The 15,704-nt window shown below is 66.8% G+C and carries 21 protein-coding genes and 2 tRNA genes; 4 read left to right on the top strand and 19 right to left on the bottom strand.

Translation table 11 applies throughout. The annotated features are described in order from the left end of the window. Positions 1 to 252: 252 nt before the first annotated feature. The 11 genes from GGR24_RS07095 to GGR24_RS07045 all read right to left on the bottom strand — a co-directional run bounded on the left by GGR24_RS07095 (position 253) and on the right by GGR24_RS07045 (position 3,932). Entirely contained in the window at positions 253 to 537 is a 285-nt protein-coding gene (locus GGR24_RS07095) for a hypothetical protein (protein ID WP_183394653.1), read from the bottom strand. Between the two features lie 10 nt (positions 538 to 547). Next, positions 548 to 718, bottom strand: coding sequence for a hypothetical protein (locus GGR24_RS17630; RefSeq protein ID WP_246398147.1), 171 nt, complete (start codon positions 716 to 718; stop codon positions 548 to 550). Between the two features lie 121 nt (positions 719 to 839). Next, positions 840 to 1,499 carry a hypothetical protein gene (locus GGR24_RS07085; protein ID WP_183394651.1) on the bottom strand — a complete coding sequence of 220 codons (660 nt, stop codon included), beginning with the start codon at positions 1,497 to 1,499 and terminating at the stop codon, positions 840 to 842. Positions 1,500 to 1,626: 127 nt separating this feature from the next. After that, positions 1,627 to 1,703, bottom strand: a tRNA-Arg gene (locus tag GGR24_RS07080). A gap of 1 nt (position 1,704) precedes the next feature. Beyond that, positions 1,705 to 1,780 (bottom strand) — tRNA-Asn (locus tag GGR24_RS07075). Positions 1,781 to 1,830: 50 nt separating this feature from the next. Beyond that, positions 1,831 to 2,241 (bottom strand): DUF2190 family protein, encoded by a 411-nt coding sequence (locus GGR24_RS07070; protein ID WP_183394650.1) that lies wholly within the window; start codon positions 2,239 to 2,241, stop codon positions 1,831 to 1,833. Between the two features lie 118 nt (positions 2,242 to 2,359). Then, positions 2,360 to 2,548 carry a hypothetical protein gene (locus GGR24_RS07065; protein ID WP_183394649.1) on the bottom strand — a complete coding sequence of 63 codons (189 nt, stop codon included), beginning with the start codon at positions 2,546 to 2,548 and terminating at the stop codon, positions 2,360 to 2,362. After that, positions 2,545 to 2,712, bottom strand: a complete 168-nt coding sequence (locus GGR24_RS07060; RefSeq protein ID WP_183394648.1) for a hypothetical protein — start codon at positions 2,710 to 2,712, stop codon at positions 2,545 to 2,547. The genes GGR24_RS07065 and GGR24_RS07060 overlap by 4 nt, the downstream gene beginning before the upstream one ends. Beyond that, positions 2,709 to 2,918, bottom strand: a complete 210-nt coding sequence (locus tag GGR24_RS07055; protein ID WP_183394647.1) for a hypothetical protein — start codon at positions 2,916 to 2,918, stop codon at positions 2,709 to 2,711. Before GGR24_RS07055 ends, GGR24_RS07060 begins: the two co-directional genes overlap by 4 nt. Positions 2,919 to 3,036: 118 nt before the next feature. Beyond that, on the bottom strand, positions 3,037 to 3,582 hold the full coding sequence (locus tag GGR24_RS07050) for a hypothetical protein (protein ID WP_183394646.1): 546 nt from the start codon (positions 3,580 to 3,582) through the stop codon (positions 3,037 to 3,039). After that, positions 3,582 to 3,932, bottom strand: coding sequence for a VRR-NUC domain-containing protein (locus tag GGR24_RS07045; protein WP_183394645.1), 351 nt, complete (start codon positions 3,930 to 3,932; stop codon positions 3,582 to 3,584). Before GGR24_RS07045 ends, GGR24_RS07050 begins: the two co-directional genes overlap by 1 nt. 702 nt (positions 3,933 to 4,634) lie before the next feature. Here GGR24_RS07045 and GGR24_RS07040 point away from each other — a divergent pair. Together GGR24_RS07040 and GGR24_RS07035 are read left to right on the top strand one after the other, a co-directional pair. Then, positions 4,635 to 4,823 carry a type II toxin-antitoxin system HicA family toxin gene (locus GGR24_RS07040; RefSeq protein ID WP_183394644.1) on the top strand — a complete coding sequence of 63 codons (189 nt, stop codon included), beginning with the start codon at positions 4,635 to 4,637 and terminating at the stop codon, positions 4,821 to 4,823. A gap of 12 nt (positions 4,824 to 4,835) precedes the next feature. Then, the gene (locus GGR24_RS07035; RefSeq protein WP_183394643.1) at positions 4,836 to 5,246 is read left to right on the top strand and encodes a type II toxin-antitoxin system HicB family antitoxin; all 411 of its coding nucleotides are present in this window, start codon (positions 4,836 to 4,838) and stop codon (positions 5,244 to 5,246) included. 1,389 nt (positions 5,247 to 6,635) lie between these two features. Here GGR24_RS07035 and GGR24_RS07030 read toward each other — a convergent pair. Further along, positions 6,636 to 7,178 (bottom strand): hypothetical protein, encoded by a 543-nt coding sequence (locus tag GGR24_RS07030; RefSeq protein ID WP_183394642.1) that lies wholly within the window; start codon positions 7,176 to 7,178, stop codon positions 6,636 to 6,638. Between the two features lie 125 nt (positions 7,179 to 7,303). Here GGR24_RS07030 and GGR24_RS07025 point away from each other — a divergent pair, with 125 nt between their 5' ends. Further along, the gene (locus tag GGR24_RS07025; protein WP_183394641.1) at positions 7,304 to 7,930 is read left to right on the top strand and encodes a hypothetical protein; all 627 of its coding nucleotides are present in this window, start codon (positions 7,304 to 7,306) and stop codon (positions 7,928 to 7,930) included. A gap of 405 nt (positions 7,931 to 8,335) precedes the next feature. Further along, on the top strand, positions 8,336 to 9,352 hold the full coding sequence (locus GGR24_RS07020; protein WP_183394640.1) for a methyltransferase: 1,017 nt from the start codon (positions 8,336 to 8,338) through the stop codon (positions 9,350 to 9,352). 30 nt (positions 9,353 to 9,382) lie between these two features. Here the strand turns inward: GGR24_RS07020 and GGR24_RS07015 are convergent, their stop codons facing one another. From GGR24_RS07015 to GGR24_RS06985, 7 genes are all read right to left on the bottom strand, one after another. Further along, positions 9,383 to 10,126 (bottom strand): TSUP family transporter, encoded by a 744-nt coding sequence (locus GGR24_RS07015; RefSeq protein WP_183394639.1) that lies wholly within the window; start codon positions 10,124 to 10,126, stop codon positions 9,383 to 9,385. Between the two features lie 51 nt (positions 10,127 to 10,177). Next, positions 10,178 to 11,167, bottom strand: coding sequence for a quinone oxidoreductase family protein (locus GGR24_RS07010; protein ID WP_183394638.1), 990 nt, complete (start codon positions 11,165 to 11,167; stop codon positions 10,178 to 10,180). Between the two features lie 10 nt (positions 11,168 to 11,177). Then, on the bottom strand, positions 11,178 to 11,507 hold the full coding sequence (locus tag GGR24_RS07005) for a Rieske 2Fe-2S domain-containing protein (protein ID WP_183394637.1): 330 nt from the start codon (positions 11,505 to 11,507) through the stop codon (positions 11,178 to 11,180). Beyond that, entirely contained in the window at positions 11,491 to 12,537 is a 1,047-nt protein-coding gene (locus GGR24_RS07000) for a 2Fe-2S iron-sulfur cluster-binding protein (RefSeq protein WP_183394636.1), read from the bottom strand. The genes GGR24_RS07005 and GGR24_RS07000 overlap by 17 nt, the downstream gene beginning before the upstream one ends. Then, a complete protein-coding gene (locus GGR24_RS06995; RefSeq protein ID WP_183394635.1) occupies positions 12,534 to 12,899 on the bottom strand; it encodes a Rieske 2Fe-2S domain-containing protein in 366 nt (121 codons plus the stop codon). Before GGR24_RS06995 ends, GGR24_RS07000 begins: the two co-directional genes overlap by 4 nt. A gap of 4 nt (positions 12,900 to 12,903) precedes the next feature. After that, complete coding sequence (locus GGR24_RS06990) at positions 12,904 to 13,983, bottom strand: amidohydrolase family protein (RefSeq protein ID WP_183394634.1); 1,080 nt, start codon at positions 13,981 to 13,983, stop codon at positions 12,904 to 12,906. Between the two features lie 180 nt (positions 13,984 to 14,163). Further along, entirely contained in the window at positions 14,164 to 15,690 is a 1,527-nt protein-coding gene (locus tag GGR24_RS06985; protein ID WP_183394633.1) for a tripartite tricarboxylate transporter permease, read from the bottom strand. Between the last annotated feature and the right edge of the window lie 14 nt (positions 15,691 to 15,704).

Genomic DNA, 15,704 nt, shown 5'->3' with positions numbered 1-15,704 from the left:
ACGTCTTGCAGTGACTGGGTTTCAATACTTGCGTCGCCGTGGAGCATTGCTCCGGGACAGCCAGTCGCCAGCCCCCATATTTGAATTGGAAAACTGTGTGCGGTGGTCCCGCGCCGGTCCCTAGGGGGTCGGGCGGTCGTCCTGCGACCACCCCCTCCCGTGGCCGAACGGCCACACTGTGCCCCGAGGGCCACACCCTCAATCGGCCTGCTGTTGCCCGATGGTCACATGTGGCTCAAATGCCACACGCGATCACGCCTCGGTCGGCGGCTCCTCGGCCACGGCCTGCGCCGCCCTGAACTTCGCGAAGTCGATGACCTCGGCGTGACCGGCGGCCCTGCCCTCGACCCGCTCCTCGGCCGCCTTCAGGATGGGCGCCAGCTCGCCGAACACGACGTGCGAAAGCGGGATCGTCAGCACTGCGACGCCGTCGGCGCCGTTGATGTCGATGTCGGCCAGGCCGTCGAGGACCTTGCCGCCTACGGCGACCACGAGGCCGCCGGATTCCCCGCGCAGGACGCAGACATTGCCGGCCATGCTTGTCTCCTCAGACGGGCCAGCCGTCGGCGCCGAAGCGCACGACCGTCTGGCCGTGGTCCTCAAGTTGCCCGCGACGTGCGTGGCAGGGTTTGCAGGTTGAAACGAAAGGCCCCGACCAGAAGATCGCCTCGTCGCCCTTGTGCGGCACCACGTGGTGGACCTCACTGGCGGGCGTCACGATCTCTTGCTCTAGGCACCACTCGCACAACGGCTGCTCGGTAAGCTTGGTTATGCGCAGCGACTTCCACCGGGCCGTCTTGTAGAGGCGTCGGTAAGCCCTGGCCTCTTCTGACCTCGCGTCAGGCCGCCCACCGGTCGCCACGTACGACTCTATGAGCATGCGCCTTGGAGACCCCGAAGTCGGACGCGAGGCGCGAGTAGGAGACGGTCTCGTTCGCAGCGGTCGACCGCATTCGATCGACGTCAGCGGAATTCAGCTTGTTGCTGTTCGAGTTGCGGTTCTGCGTGATGACCGTCGCCCAACGGCAGTTGCCAGGCTCGTAGTGACCATTGGTGTCGATCCGGTCGATCGACATGCCATCTGGCCGTTCGCCCATGTCCTCCAGGAAGCATTCAAAGCCGCTGCGCCCAGACGAACCTTCGAGCCATCGATCGCAGATCGAGATGCCCCTGCCGCCGTATCGAGAGAACGCGATGTGGTTCTCCTGAAGAACCCGCTCCTTCATCGCGCACCACGACGAATAGGTTCGACTCCGACGCCCTTGGCGGCTGTGACCGTGCGAGACATTGGCGCGGCCCGTCCGCGCCGCCGCCTCTCGCTGTAGACAGCCGCAGCTCTGTTGCCCGCAGTGACGTAGGTCTCTGGTGTTGGCTTCACCGCGCGAGCCGCAATCGCAAATGTACGACCAGCGAGTAGCTTTGTTCTTGGTCAGCGCCCGATCGACGATGAGTAAGCGGCCGAATCGCTCACCGGCGAGGTCCAGAAGCTTGCCCATCATCGCCTGCCTGAATTTGACCGCCCCGACGCGGCCGTCGACCGCGAGAGGAGGGCGCGGGAAGCCGGCGCCGGGGCGTGTGCCGCCCGGTCCGCGCGAGGCGGTAGCCGGACGGTGTGGGGTGCGGAGATGGCCCTTCCGCGAGGACTCGAACCTCGGGCCTCCCGGTCCGGAACCGAGCGCTCTATCCGGCTGAGCTACGGAAGGCTGGCTGCGGAAGCAGGGCTCGAACCTGCGGCATCCTCGTTAACAGCGAGGCGCTCTACCGACTGAGCTATTCCGCAGTGAGTAACCCGCCGGGGTGCGCCCTGGGGCGTGGCGGGTCTTGTTTCCATCAGAGCGCGACGTTCGGGAACTGGATGCCGATCGAGAGCACGCTGGACGACTTCGCGACGCCCAGCAGGCAGACGTATTCGCCCGCGCCGATGTCGGCGACGGGGCAGATGCCGCCGGGCGTGTCGCTGCCGTAGTAGGCGACGCCGGCCGTCAGGACCGCGCCGAGGGCGATTTCGCCACCGCGCTGGATCGTGAGCGGCTGTCCGGCTGCAGCGCTGTTCACGGCGATGCCGCGCGCGCGGCGCGCTTCGGCGGTCCCCGAGTTGGTGTCCGCCAGCAGGAACTTCTTGGTGGCCGAGGACAGGTAGACGGACCTGCCCGCCGTGATGGCCTCGCCGGCCATCGCCGTCTCGAGGGCCGCGTCGGCGCCGGGGATGACGTTGGCGGCGGTGATGCTGAGATCCGCCATGTGGCGTCAGGCTCCGAAGGTGGCGAGGGAGGAACGCAGCCGGCCCCCGTACGGTGAGCCTTTGGCTATCCGCACGGCCTGGGGCCTCGCGGAGCTGCAGTGTTGGGTGCGGCGGCGCTTAGCCGTAGCGCTTCTCGAAGTCGTATTTGCGGAGGCCGTAGTTGATCGCGCCGAGGGGCTCCAGCGGTGCAGGCGCACCGATCTCGGCCACCTTGGCCTTGATGCGCTCCCACTGCTCGTAGGTGGGCGTATAGCCGGCGTTCTCGGCGAAGCCCTCGAACCAGAACTTGAACTGCTCGGCGGTCACGCGGCGAACTCCACTTCGACGGCACAGGGCGAGACGATGGCCGCGGCCGCGATGAGCTTCCTCGCCAGCCAGACGCGGAACCCGAAGGCCCCGAGCCCGACGATCCTCACCCGCACGGTGACGTCCTTGGCGACGTCCGCGATGTCGACCTTCAGCTCAGTCATGCGGCGATCTCCTCGTCGAAGTCGTTGTCGTTGGCGGCGGCGGGGATGTCGTCCGAGAAGGGCGAGTGCGGAACCATGTCGTTCGGCAGCCCGCCGAGGCGCCAGTCGTAATGCGACCGACCACCCGCAAGACGGGCGTCGTGGTCGTCAAGAAGCTGGCGTCCGAACAGCGTGTTCGGGCGACTGAGCGGGCGGCGGACGTTCATGGGTGATCCGGAAACGAAAACGCCCGGCAGCGAGGTGAGTCGCTCCGGGCGTTCGTGTGGACTATGACCCAAACATACCGTTCAGGGGCCGCCGTGTCAAGAACAAAACGAGAACGATTTACGCGGCAGCGCGATCGGCCTCGATCATCCCGTATCGCTGCGCCAGGCGCCGCAGGCCCTCACGAAGCGAGGCCATGCCGCGCGCCTTGGCTGCGCCGCCCTCGCCGGACTCATCCGAGACGGTCGCCCCGTTCAGCACCACGGCGTCGACGATCGGCGCGCAGTCGCCCATCGCCCTGCCAGCGCGGCGGAAGCGCTCGAGCGCGGCCAGCCGGTACTCGCTGACGTTGAGGCCCTGCAGGGCTCCGCCGTCGACGTGCTCGCGGCCATAGTCGATCGCGCACAACGGTGCGAGTCCCGCATAGTACCAGGCGGCGTAGTAGAGTTCGCCGGCCTCGAACAGGATCTCGTTGAGCGCCCGATCGGCGTCGAGGAGGCCGCGCGAGCGCAGCCGGGCCAGCGGCCAGTCCATCACGCGACGCCGGGAGACGGGCGCGCCGTTCTCCTCCTTGTCGTGAACGATCTCGTTGTCGTTCGCAGCCTTGGCGAGCCGCTCGGGCGTCGCATCCCAGGAGAACTGCGCGAGGGAGACTTTGCGGGGCATCAGGAAGCCTTCCGTTGCGCCACCACCGGCGCGTTGTCGTTTGCGGCGAGCCAGCCGAGCACGATGGCCACGGTCTGCGATCTGGCGTCCTCCTCGGTCGCGGCCTTGACGACCTCGACCTGGTGGCCGAGCGAGCGGAGCACGACGTGGCGGATCTTCTGCGCGGGGCTCAGCCTTCCGGCCGCCGCCTTGTATTCGATGAGGCCGAGCCGGCCGTTGGGCAGGTAGACGCGGAGATCGGGGTCGCCCGGCTCCATGCCCGTCACCTTGGCGATGCCGGCTGTGGCCTTCGACATCCGGACGCCGCTCATGTCGCCCGCGATCAGGAACGGCGCGCCGCGGTCGATCATCCGGCGGAGCTCGCCGACGGCGGCGGCCTGGAGCCGCCATTCGGGGATCGGTTTTGAAAGGGTGGCGCCCTTCGCGCGCGTAATAGCCCCCACCCCCGAAAAACCCCCAAAATCGGCCGGCGAGGGGGTACCCCCTACTTTTTTGGACACTCTTACTCTTTTCCTTAGAGAATCAACCATCAAGGGTGTCCAAAAGGCTGGCACAAGGCTGGCACAAGAGTGGCACGGCGTGCCACCCTTGGGCGGTTGAAGGGTGTCACGCGTGCCAGCCTTGTGCCGGCCTTGTGACGGGTCTTTGTGGGGTGGAGAGGCGGCTTGGGAGGCCCCACAACGCTGACTGGAAGGGGGGGCAGACGGCAATCTGCCGGTCTTGGCGAGCCGCTCGGGCGTCGCTCGTTGCTGAATGGCGTTTGGCGGAAATTGACTGTACTGGCGCGACGTGGTCGGCGCTGCCGGCTTTATCGTATCCCGGTGCGTAGACTCCGCCGGCGACAGACGGCCCGCACTCGTCGCAGAACCAGAGGACAGACGCGCGTTCGGTCGGCGCGAAGCCGAGCCCGTCCGCGCGCCGGCGGCAGAAGCAGAGGGCGTGGGTTGAGTCCGTCATGCGGCGGCCCCAACTAGGCGCAAAATAATGCACCCATCAACTTGACGGCCTCGCCAAATAAGCGCATTATAATGCGCATAGACGGAGCGAAGCCGATGCCGAAAGCCGAAGATCACCAGCCCACTATCGTCCGCCGGCTTCTTGCGGAAGGCTGGAAGAACGAGGGCGGCAAGGAGCACGACAAGTTCACGAAGGCGGGCCGCAAGCCCATCTTCGTCCCGCGTCACCGCTGGCTTTCGCCGGGCGTCGCCCGCAACATAGCCAAAGCCGCAGGCTGGAACTGAGAGGAGAGCGCCATGCGCTTCATCGCACTGATCGACAAGGAGGAGCGGAGCGGCTCCTACGGCATTTCCTTCCCCCAGCTCCCTGGCTGCGTCGCGATGGGCAGGACGATGGACGAGGCCGTCAGGAATGCGACCGACGCGCTCTCGGAGTGGATCGGAGACGAGGCCGCGGCCGGCCGCACCTACGAGGCTGAGGACCTCGCCACCTTCACGGCACGCGAGGAGGTTAGCATCGCGATCGGCGCCGGCGCTGTTCCCGTCTTCATTCCGCTCGTGCAGGAGCTCGGTCGCCCCATCAAGGCGAACCTCTCTCTCGACGCTGGGCTGCTCTACGCCATCGACGAGGCGGCCAAGAACCGCGGCTTGACACGATCTTCCTGGCTCGCCTCTGCGGCGCGCCAGGCTCTGGTGAAGGGCGGCTGACATCACGACCGGATTTACGAGAGGGTGGGGGCTCCGGAGCCGCCACCCAGGGCGGGCCCAGATGGGCTTCATGCTGTAAACGGCTGAGGCACGATGTCTGCTGGTGCGTGCTGCAACGCCCAGAGGCGTGTCAGCGATTGACCGGAAGCCGTTCGGGATTTGCCGTAGATGACGTCTCCCGATGCGACGAGCCGGGTGACGGACAATCGCGGGTCGCTACACCGCCGCGAGAAGCGAATGCGCCGCCACGTTACTCCTGCGGCTCCGTGCGCCGCCACCTTCGCGAGAAGGCTCAGGTCGCTGACGTCTGGGTCCGGCCGTGAGATTGCGGGCCGCGTGCCTGCGGCGAGTCTTGCAGCCGCGAGCCGGTAGACGCGCTCCAGAAGCTCGCTCGCCATCTCGTCAATGGCCCGCTCAAGTTCGTCGTCTAAAACCACCTGCGCGGCTCCTGTTTTGAAGAGTGGCACGCTTTTACGCGTATGATACCCTCACCGGTAAAAAGACCCTCAAAAGTACCGGCGAGAGGGTACCCCCCTATTTGTGGACACTCTTACTGCTCTTACTTAGAGAATCTACAAGATAAGACAGGCCTCAAGCATGGCCAAAGACAGGCTCAAGACAGGCTTGCGGCGCCACGCTTGATGGGTCCAAGCCCGGCACGGGCGCCAGCCTTATGCCAGCCTTATGCCGGGCTTGGGCCGACGTTTGGCCGGTAGCCTTCTGCGGCTGCGATGGCCCGCTCGACCACGTCGAGCCAGTCCGGAATACGGCGTGTAGACTTGCGCCAGAGCCCAGGCCGGGCCGAGGCTACTTTCCGTCTTGTGAATCGGTGATGGTCGCTCTCGTTCTTGAACGATTGTTTCACGCGACCTGAACTTTCGCGAGGTTCTCTGCTCAATTTTTTTCCGACGATGTCAAGCGATACGCGTGGCGACCGTGCCAGACGACACGATGGCCGGCGGCCGTCACGGGGTCGAAGCCCGCGCCGCGGCGGCCAGAGCGCGCACTGCGCTCTCTTGCCAGGTCCCGAGGCTGACGATTTCAATAGGTTGCGTTCGGCTCAAGAGGCCGTAGCGGACCTCCGCTACCACCTCGTCGCCCCCAGAAAATCTTCTTGCTGCAGCGTCGTCTCTCCGAGACGCGTGGCCAGCGCCACATCGACGCCGCACGCCTGCGAAGCCATCCGCCGTCGGCCTATCAAACCGGCGTCGCCGCCGGCGCGCCGTGATCCTCCCGGTGGCGCAGATGGGAAGGCCGTCCGCCGCCGAGCGGCCGAGTGGACCCGGACGCCGACGCGCGGCGGCGCAGCTGGCCGGTCTGTCGGGCGCCCGCCGCGCTGAGGTTCCGGGACGCCTGGTCGGGCTTCCTTCGTGATCTCGTCCGAAAAAATCAGCGAGCCGCGTGTTTCGGCCTCAGCCCGAGCTTGGCGAACGCCGCCGCGACGTCCGCCTTCATGGTGAAGGTGCTGGAGGCGTCGTCGAAATCGGCGAGAATTCCGGAATAGAAGGCCCCATCTCGGCGTTCGGACTCCGGCGCCGGCCAGAGGTAGGTCGAGCGGTTGAAGCACATCGTGCCGAAATGCAGGTGCCAGCTCTGCGCCTCCCAACCCATGGCCTTGCTCAAGGCGCTCGACGTCGAGCCCGGGTGATCGAGCAGAGCCTGAATCAGCCGGGCTTCGGTTTCGGCCATCTTCTGGGCAGTGAAAGCCCGCACCACCCGTTCGGACACGTCCATGCCACGAAGCTCGCCGATCAGCGCCTCGCGCTCCTGCGCCTCCTGGCCGTCGAGAGCGGTGAGCAGCGTCTGCGCCGCCTGCTTCTGCGCGTCCGTTCCGGTTTCGAGCCAAGTCCGGGCGTTCGCCCGCATCTGACGTCGCTTTTCAGGACCCGCCGACGGGATCGCGGCCACGATCTTGTCGATGTTCAGGCTCATTCGCTCGTTTCCGCGGACGCCGGCGCCGACTGAATCCGGCGTAAACTTAGCCGGCGCGCATGCATATCCTGTCTTGTTGATTCGTGCTCCGGGCGCCTGCTCGCCGAGCCGTATGGAGTTCGGCGATGCGGAAGCCGCAATCCGTTCAAAGCCTCGCCGACTTCGGTCGAACGCGGCTCTCGAAATCATTCTTCATGCGCGACTTCCTGTTCTCGGAAATCGCGGCGCTCCACGGCTTCGCCAACGTCCCCGACGACCCGGACCTCGCGATCGCGGCCGGCGCGAGGCTGTGCGAGGAGCTGTTGGAGCCGATCCAGGATGCGTTCGGCCGGATCGCCGTACGCTCCGCCTATCGCTCGCCGGAGGTCAACGGCTTCGGCTCCGAGCAGATGCTGGCCGGCAAGGCGGGCTATAATTGCGCCTCGAACGAGAAGAACCGGGCCGGGCACATCTGGGACCTCCGCGATGCGGACGGCTGCATGGGCGCGACCGCCTGCATCGTGGTTCCGAGCTTCTGGGACCGGTTCCAAAACCCCGGCGACTGGCGGAAGCTCGCTTGGTGGATCCACGACACGCTGCCGTACTCGGACCTCGAGTTCTACCCGCGCTACTTCGCGTTCAACATCAGCTGGCACGAGCGGCCCGCCCGACGGATCTCGAGCTTCGTCGAGCCGAAAGGCGTGCTGACCAAGCCGGGCATGGACAACCACGCCGGCGATCACCGCGAGGAATGGGCGGCGCTCTTCAGCTAGCGACGGTCTTCTCGCGGCCGCATGGCTCCGGCGATGACGTCCCGTGCCGGCGGTTGTGCCGCGGGCGACGGATAGCCATCGAGACCGCCCGTCAGGGCGAGCCGGTCCGGGATCGGCGAGGAGAATTGCCCAAGGTTTCAAGTGCGGATTGCCGTTTCGGCCCGGCTGGCGAAGCTCATAATGCGCCCGCCCTGGTCGTGGCGCGGTCAACATCGTTCTGCGGCCAGCCAGTATTCCACTGACAGCGCAGGCGGACCTTGCACATCTGCCGGACTCGTTCGGTGATCCAGGCGAACGGACCAACCTGATCGACGCGACACCAGGTTTTTCGGTCGATGACCGCGAGCGCGCGTCGTCGGCGCCCCAGCGGGGCCGGCGCCATCTACAGACTGAAATGGAAGGTTCATGAACATCAATGACGTTTCGGAGCCTGCAACACGCATGCTCCAGATGATCACCGGTTACTGGGTGACGCAGATTGTTCATGGGGCTGCGGTAGCCGAATACGCCGAGCACCTGCAGAAGGGCCCGGCGACTGCGGAGGAGCTCGCCACGCTTGCCCGCATGGACCCGCCGGCGGTCTTCCGACATCTGCGTGCCTGCGCGAGCCTCGGGCTTGTCGGCTTCGACGGTGAAAGGTTTGCGACCACTCCACTGCTCGACACATTGCGACGGGATCATCCTCAGTCGATGCGCGGATTTGCATTGTCGCAGCCAGCGGCGGGCCATTGGCTGCCGTGGGGGCGCTTTGCCGAGGCGCTCCGCTCAGGGCGTCCGCAGACGGTTCCTGCATTGGGCTCAGGTATCTTCGAGTATTTCGGCCGAACGCCGACCGAGGCGGAGGCATTCACAGAATCGATGGAAGGCTTGACAGCGCTTGTGGCCAGCGAGGCCGCACGCGTTCTCGACACAGCCGGGGTGGATCGGGTCGTGGACATCGGAGGCGCTAGCGGCGCTCTGTTGGCGCCGCTCCTCGAAGCCAATCCTTCCTTGAAGGCGACGTTGTTCGATCTGCAGAACGTGATCGACGGTGACGCCTTCTCGAGCACGCCGGCCCATATCGTCGCCCGGATAGACAAGGTCGCGGGCGATTTTTTCGTGAGCGTTCCTTCAACGGACCTCTATTTGCTGAAGTGGATACTGCACGATTGGAACGACGAGGAATGCATCGCCATTCTGCGCAACTGCCGGAACGCGATCGCACCGGGCGGCCGCGTCGCGATTATAGAACTCGTGCTGGACGAAGTCGGGGAGCCGGGTCTCGCGCCGCTCATGGACCTGAACATGCTGGTTATGTTGACCGGTCGCGAGCGCTCCTTCGCTGAATATCGAGACCTTCTGGTGAGAGCGGGCTTCGGCGACGTCGCGATCACACCCACTCAGTCCCCAATGGCGGTCATCACCGCCCGGCCGGCAGTCTGACGGGAGAACTGACCGGCTGACCGAGACGACCTAATGCTCGACGATCCCCCGGAGCAGGACGATGACGCCGGTCGCGGCGACGGTGGCCAATGAGATCGTCCGGTAGCGGGCGCCGTCGATGCGCATGAAGGCTATCTTTCCGAGCCACTGCCCGAGGAAGAGTCCGGGCGCGTAGAGCGCGGCCAGCGTGGTGGTCTCGAACGTCACGACGCCGCTTGCGAGGCCGAACGCGAAGGTCGCGCAGCCGAGCGTGAAGAAGACGAGCGACAACGTCGCGCGGCAGCGCCCGGCGGACCAGTTGGTCGCAAGCAGCAGGACGATGACGGGCGGGCCGGCCATGGCGACCGCGCCCATGAGAAAGCCGCTCATCGCGCCGGTCCCGAGCATCTCTTGCGTCCGCGGCCCTCGCCCCAGCCGCAAGCCGAGCGACAGGAGGATGGTCGACAGGATGACGACGGCTCCGACGACGAGCCGCATGGTTTCGGCGGGAAGCATGGAGACCAGCCAGAGCCCCGGCAGGATCGCCGGCAGGCCGCCGAGACAGGCCAGCAGCGCCGCGCGCACGTCCGTCTCACGCCAGTCGGTGGCGACCGTCTGCAGCCCGGCCGGAATTTGCAGCGTCACGATGATCGGAGCCGCCAGCGCCGGCGGAAGCACCAGAGCGAGCAGCGGCGTCGCGGCGATCGCGAAGCCGAAGCCGGTGAGCCCGCGCAGAAAGGAGGCGATCGCTATGAAGACGCCGCCCGCCGCCGCCAACTCCCAGGGAACGGTCACTCCGAGGAGACGGTCATGGGCGCGCCGCGCGCGGTCTCGGAGGGGCGCGCCTCACGCCACGGCCAGGACGAGCTTGCCGCGGGTCTGACGGCCCTCCAGCATCCTGTGCGCCTCGGCGGCGTCCTTGAGCGGCAGCGCCTGCTGGATGACGGGATCGAGCCGCCCCGCCTCGACCGCCGCGAACAGGTCGCTCGCCCGCCCGCGGATCTCGCCAGCGTCCGCCATATAGTCGGCGAGGTGCGGGCGGGTGAAGAACACCGACCCGGCCTCGGCGAGTTCGATCGGTTCGATCGAGGGCACGACGCCGGAGCTCGCGCCGAACAGGATGCAAAGCCCGCGCCGTCGAACAGAGCGGATGGACTTGTGGATCGTATCCTTGCCGACGGAGTCATAGGCGACATGGACGCCCGCGCCGTCAGTGACTTCCCGAACGCGCGCGGCGAAATCCTCCTCACGATAGAGGATCGTGTGGTCCGCGCCGCGCGCCTTCGCGATGGCGGCCTTTTCGGCGCTGCCGACCGTCGCGATCACGGTCGCGCCCCGCAGTTTCGCGAGCTGGATCAGGATCTGTCCGACCCCGCCCGCGCCGGCGTGGATAAGGCAGGCGTCTCCCGGCTGCAGCGGGTAGGCGGAGTGCGAGAGGTAGTGAGCCGTCGATCCCTGCAGCATCAGCGCGGCCGCCTGCTCGAAGCTGACGGCGTCCGGAACCGGGACCAGCCGCCAGGCCGGGACCACGGCGTATTCGGCGTAGGAGCCGCGCGACAGGCAGTAGGCCACGCGGGCGCCGGGGGTCCAGTCGTGGACTCCCTCTCCGACCGCCTCGACGATCCCCGCACCCTCCATCCCGATCGTCATCGGCAGCGGCGTCTTGTAGGTGTCGGATCGGGCGTAGACCCCGCTGCGCATATACACGTCGATGAAGTTGACGCCGGCGCAGGCGAGCCGAACCAGAACCTCGCCGGGTCCGGGCGAAGGCATGTCGGCGTCGGACAGGCCGAGCGCCTCGGCGCCGCCGAAGGCCGCGATCTGGACGGCTTTCATCGAAGTCTCCTCACGGCCGCGTCCCGATCATCCACCTTCCGCCCTCCTGCCTGAGCTGAAAGATCTCGAGCGGCAGCTCCGCGACGCCGAGCGGCTCGCCGGTCGTCACGTCCCATTGCCAGAAGTGCACCGGGCAGGTGAGCACCGAGCCGTCGAGCATGCCCTCCGCGAGCGGCGTGTCCTGGTGCGGGCAGTCGGCGCAGGAAGCGTGCAGGCCATCCTCGGTGCGCATGACGAGCACGAGCTTTCCGCTCGCGAGGCTGACCTCGCGACGATCGCCGACCTCGAGGTCGGCCACGTCGTCGAGCGGCTCCCAGACGAGATCATCCGAAGCGGTCAAACCGGATCTCCGCTGGGCTCACCTTCGCCTCCATCACGAGCATGCGCATCGACGCGTCGACCATCGGCGGAGGCCCGGCGACGAAGACGATCGGCCGCTCCGCCGCGATCTCGGAAACGCCAGCGCGAACGACGTCGTGCGCGAGGCCGTGCGCGGCTTCAAGGTCGGGAAATGCGGCCGCGAAATCAGGTCCTGGAGGCTCGTCGGAGAAGGCGACCGTCACGCGCAGGCCGCCCTGCGATCTGCGGACCGCGTCGGCCAGCTCATCGAGCAGGAACGCCCCGTTCGGCTTCCTCAGGCCGAACACCAGTCGGCTCGGATGCCGGCCGAAATGGCCGGCGGCGAGCGCGGCCTCGACGATCGACAGCATGCCCGCGATCCCGGATCCGCCGACGATGGCGAGGAACGGGCGATCGTCGTCGGAGCGAAGAGTCGCGCGGCCGAGCGGACCCAGGACGTTGACCTCACATCCGTCGAGAGCGCCGGAGAACAGCAGCGGCGTCAGGGCGCCGGCCTCGTTCAACCGCGCCAGAAAATCGAGGCGCGGCGTCGAGGAAGGGGCGCTGGTCATGGAATAGGCGCGCGGCCCCTCGACGCCCGGCGCCGAAATCAGCGCGAACTGCCCTGGCGCGTGCTCAATCGGCGCATCGAGTTCGACCGAGAACGTTCCGATTTCAGGGGTGAGATGGCGGAACCCGCAAACTCGGCCGACGCGGACGCCGCTCGGCGGTTCACGCGCTTCGCGAAACGCCGCGGGCAGCTTGAGCGTGAGCGTCTCGCTCGCGACCGCGCTCTGGCACATCAGGATCTCGCCGGGACGACGGCAGACCCTGCGGCCTGGCGCGGCGTTCCAGAGGCTGCGGGCCTCGCCCTCGGTCACCGTGGCCTTGCAGCCGCCGCAGGTTCCGGTCGCGCATTCGTAAGGAAGGCCGAGGCCGGCCGAGAGGCCCGCATGCAGCAGGCGCTCCCCGGGGCGCACCGCGAAGGAGGCCCGCTCTCCCGCCCGATCCTCGACGCGGACTGCGATCATGTGACGACGACGACTTCGTCGCCCTCAACCTCGACCTCATAGAGCCGCAGTCGCAAGGCGAGGCCCTCGGAGTCGGGCGTGGTCGGCAGGCCATCGCGCAGCGAGAACTCGAAGCCGTGCCAGGGGCAGCGCAGGATTTCGCCCTCGCAGCCATAGGTCAGCTCGTTCGGCCTGTCCGCGCCGGTGGTGCCCGACACGCAGCCATGGCGCAGCGCCGCGCCCTGATGCGGGCAGCGCCCGCCGACTGCGCGGATCTCGCCGGACGGCAGCCGCGACAACACAATGGGCGAGCGCCCGACCTTGACCTCGGTGAGGGCTCCGACGGCGACGTCGTGAACCTTGCAGACGGAATGACGCGCCACGCCGCTACTCCGCCGCCGCTTCGAGCGGCCGTTCGGATTTCGGGGCGTCGCCGAGGTCATAAAACTCCGCGCCGTTCCTCCAGAGGATTTTTTCGCGCGTCGTCTCGGGAAGCGAGCGCGGGATCGCGGCGTTCGGATCGTCAAAGTCGAAATGCGGATAGTCCGTCGAGAACACCAGCACGTCGTCGGTGCCCATCAGGTCGATCAGCTTCATCCACTGGTCGCCGGTGATGTCCTCGGTCGGCTGGGTCGAGAGCCGCAGCCGCTCGCGGCAATGCTGGCTCGGCAGCTTCTTGATCCACGGCACCTCGATCCGGCCCTGTCGGTATTCGCGGTCGAGCCGCCACATGACATGGGGCAGCCAGCTGAAGCCGCCCTCGAGCACCATGAAGCGCAGGTTCGGATACGCGTCGAACACGCCGTTGCAGATGAGGCTGATGATCTGCGGCATCATCGCGAGCGGCAGCAGAGCATGCCGCTCCATGTAGTGCAGGCCCATGCCGTAGGGCCCCTGCGCGAAGGTCGTGTGGTGAAACGCGACCATCAGCCGGTTGCGGTTCGCCGCCTCGAAGATCGGCCGGTACTGGGGGTGGCCGTAGGCGATGTCGTCCACGACCGGCAGAAGCACCTGGCGGACCTGGGGATGGGCGGCCATACGGTCGATCTCTCGAGCCGCTGCGTCCGGGTCGCGCGCGTTGATCTGGACCGAGCCGATGAACCGCTTGTCCTTCGCGAGCCAATGCTCCGCCACGTAGTCGTTGTAAGCGGCGGCGAGCGCGGTCGCGAGGCCGTACTGCAGCTTGAGGCCGGTTGGATAGAAATAGCCGGTCAGGACGGCGTGGCCGAGGTCGTAGGGGTCGAGCAACTGGTCACGCATCTGACCGTAGTCCGAAACCGAGGCCGAGCCGTCCTTGCTGCGCACGTCGGCCCGGTTGCCGAGCCCCGGCGAGGTGTAGGCGAAGGGCTGGCTGAAGCCCCGCCACGCGCCGCTCGCGATCCAGCCGCGATAAGGCTCGGGCAGGTAAGGCGCCAGATCCTTGATGCTTCCGAAGCTCTCGTGAACGTCGGCGTCGAGCACTCTCATGACGCTCCCTCCCTTGCACGCGGATCGAGCCCGCAGCTTGCAACCACTGTATCTTCATAAAACGGAACTTCAAGTTCCATTTTTGAGAAATCAGACGCGAAACGCGGGCGAGCGCGCCTATTCGGAGACCGAGCCGTCAACCCGCCCGGACAAGCTTTCCGATGATGATCCGTTGTCGTGTCAGGTCGCGTTGAGCGGCTTCGCCTTGGCGCGCGAGAAACGCCCGAACAGATTGCGCATCACTGGAAAGGCCAGCGACAGCAAAGCGAGCCCCATCAACGAGCCGCTCAGCGGCTGCTTGAAGAAGATCGTCCAGTCACCGTGGAAGGTGATCATGCTCCGCGTATAGGAGTCCTCGGCCATTGGCCCCAGCACCGCGCCGAGCACCATGGGGGCGATCGGGATCTTGTAGCGGTCCAGCACCCAGGCGAGCACCCCGAAGACGACGACGATCCAGACGTCCGAAAGGCTGTTGCGATCCGCGAAGGCGCCGACGAGAGTCAGCATCACGATGATCGCCGCAAGCACGCCGGTCGGGATCAGCAGGGCGCGTACGACCAGCGGGATCCAGAGGAAGCCGAGCAGGCACATGCCGATGACCGAGGCGAACATCGACGCCATGATGGTGTAGACGACGAGCGTCGTCGCCTCGCTCTGGAACAGGAATGGGCCGGGCTGCACGCCCTTCAACAGGAACGCGGCGAGGATCACCGCGGTGGCGCCGCTGCCCGGCAGGCCGAGCGTCATCAGCGGCACCATGTGGCCGGCGACCGAGGCGGTGGATGCGATCTGGGGCGCGACGATGCCCTCCGGGATGCCGGTGCCGAGCTTGTCGCCGCGTTTGCCGTACTGCTTCTCGACGCCGTAGGCGACGAAGGACGAGATGGTCGCGCCGGCGCCCGGGATCAGGCCAAGCAGCGTGCCGAGGCCGGTGCTGCGGGCGAAGGTCGCGCGCAGGCCCCAGAGCTCGGCCCGGGTCGGAAATTTAGTGGTGAAGCTGTCCTGCTTCGGGATCGCCTTCAGCGACGAGCTGTGGCTGAGCTTGGAGAGGATCTCGCCATAGCCGTACATGCCGACGAGCACCATCACGTAAGGAACGCCGTTCATCAGTTCGGTGAAGCCGAAGGTGAAGCGCTCCGAGCCATAGGTCGCGTCGATGCCGACGGTCGACACCAGCAGGCCGAGGCACAGGCTGATGAGGGCGTTCGGCAGCGAGTTGCCGGCGAGCGCGACGACCGTCGTCAGACCGAAGAAGACGGCGGCGAAATATTCCGGCGCGCCGAAGCTGAGCGCCAGGTTCTTCAGCGGGGCCGCGAGGCCGATCATCACGATGGTCGAGACCAGACCGCCGGTCAGCGCCGCGACCAGCGCCCAGCCGAGCGCCTTGGCGGCTTCGCCGCGCTTCGTCATGCCCCAGCCGTCCCAGAGCAGCGGCACGTCCATCGGCTCGCCGGGAATACGGTAGAGGATCGCGGTGAAGCAGCCAGCATAGGTGCCGGACATGTAGATGGCGGTCAGCAGGATGATCGCAGGGCCGAGCTCCATCGAATAGGTGAAGGGCAGCGCCAGCACGACGCCCATCACGAGGCCGAGCCCCGGCAGGATCGAGACTAGCATCCCGAACATCAGGCCGAGGAAAAGCGCGATCAGTTCCTGGGTCTGGAAGAGTTCCGCGAAGCCGCGGCCGAGCAGGGTCAAAGTATCCATCGGTTGGCTCCCTC

Origin of the sequence: Hansschlegelia beijingensis (assembly GCF_014196425.1) — a bacterium.
GTDB classification, from domain to species: domain Bacteria; phylum Pseudomonadota; class Alphaproteobacteria; order Rhizobiales; family Methylopilaceae; genus Methylopila; species Methylopila beijingensis.
Note: the sequence above shows the minus strand (reverse complement) of the source record. Positions and strands in the feature narration are given on the sequence as shown.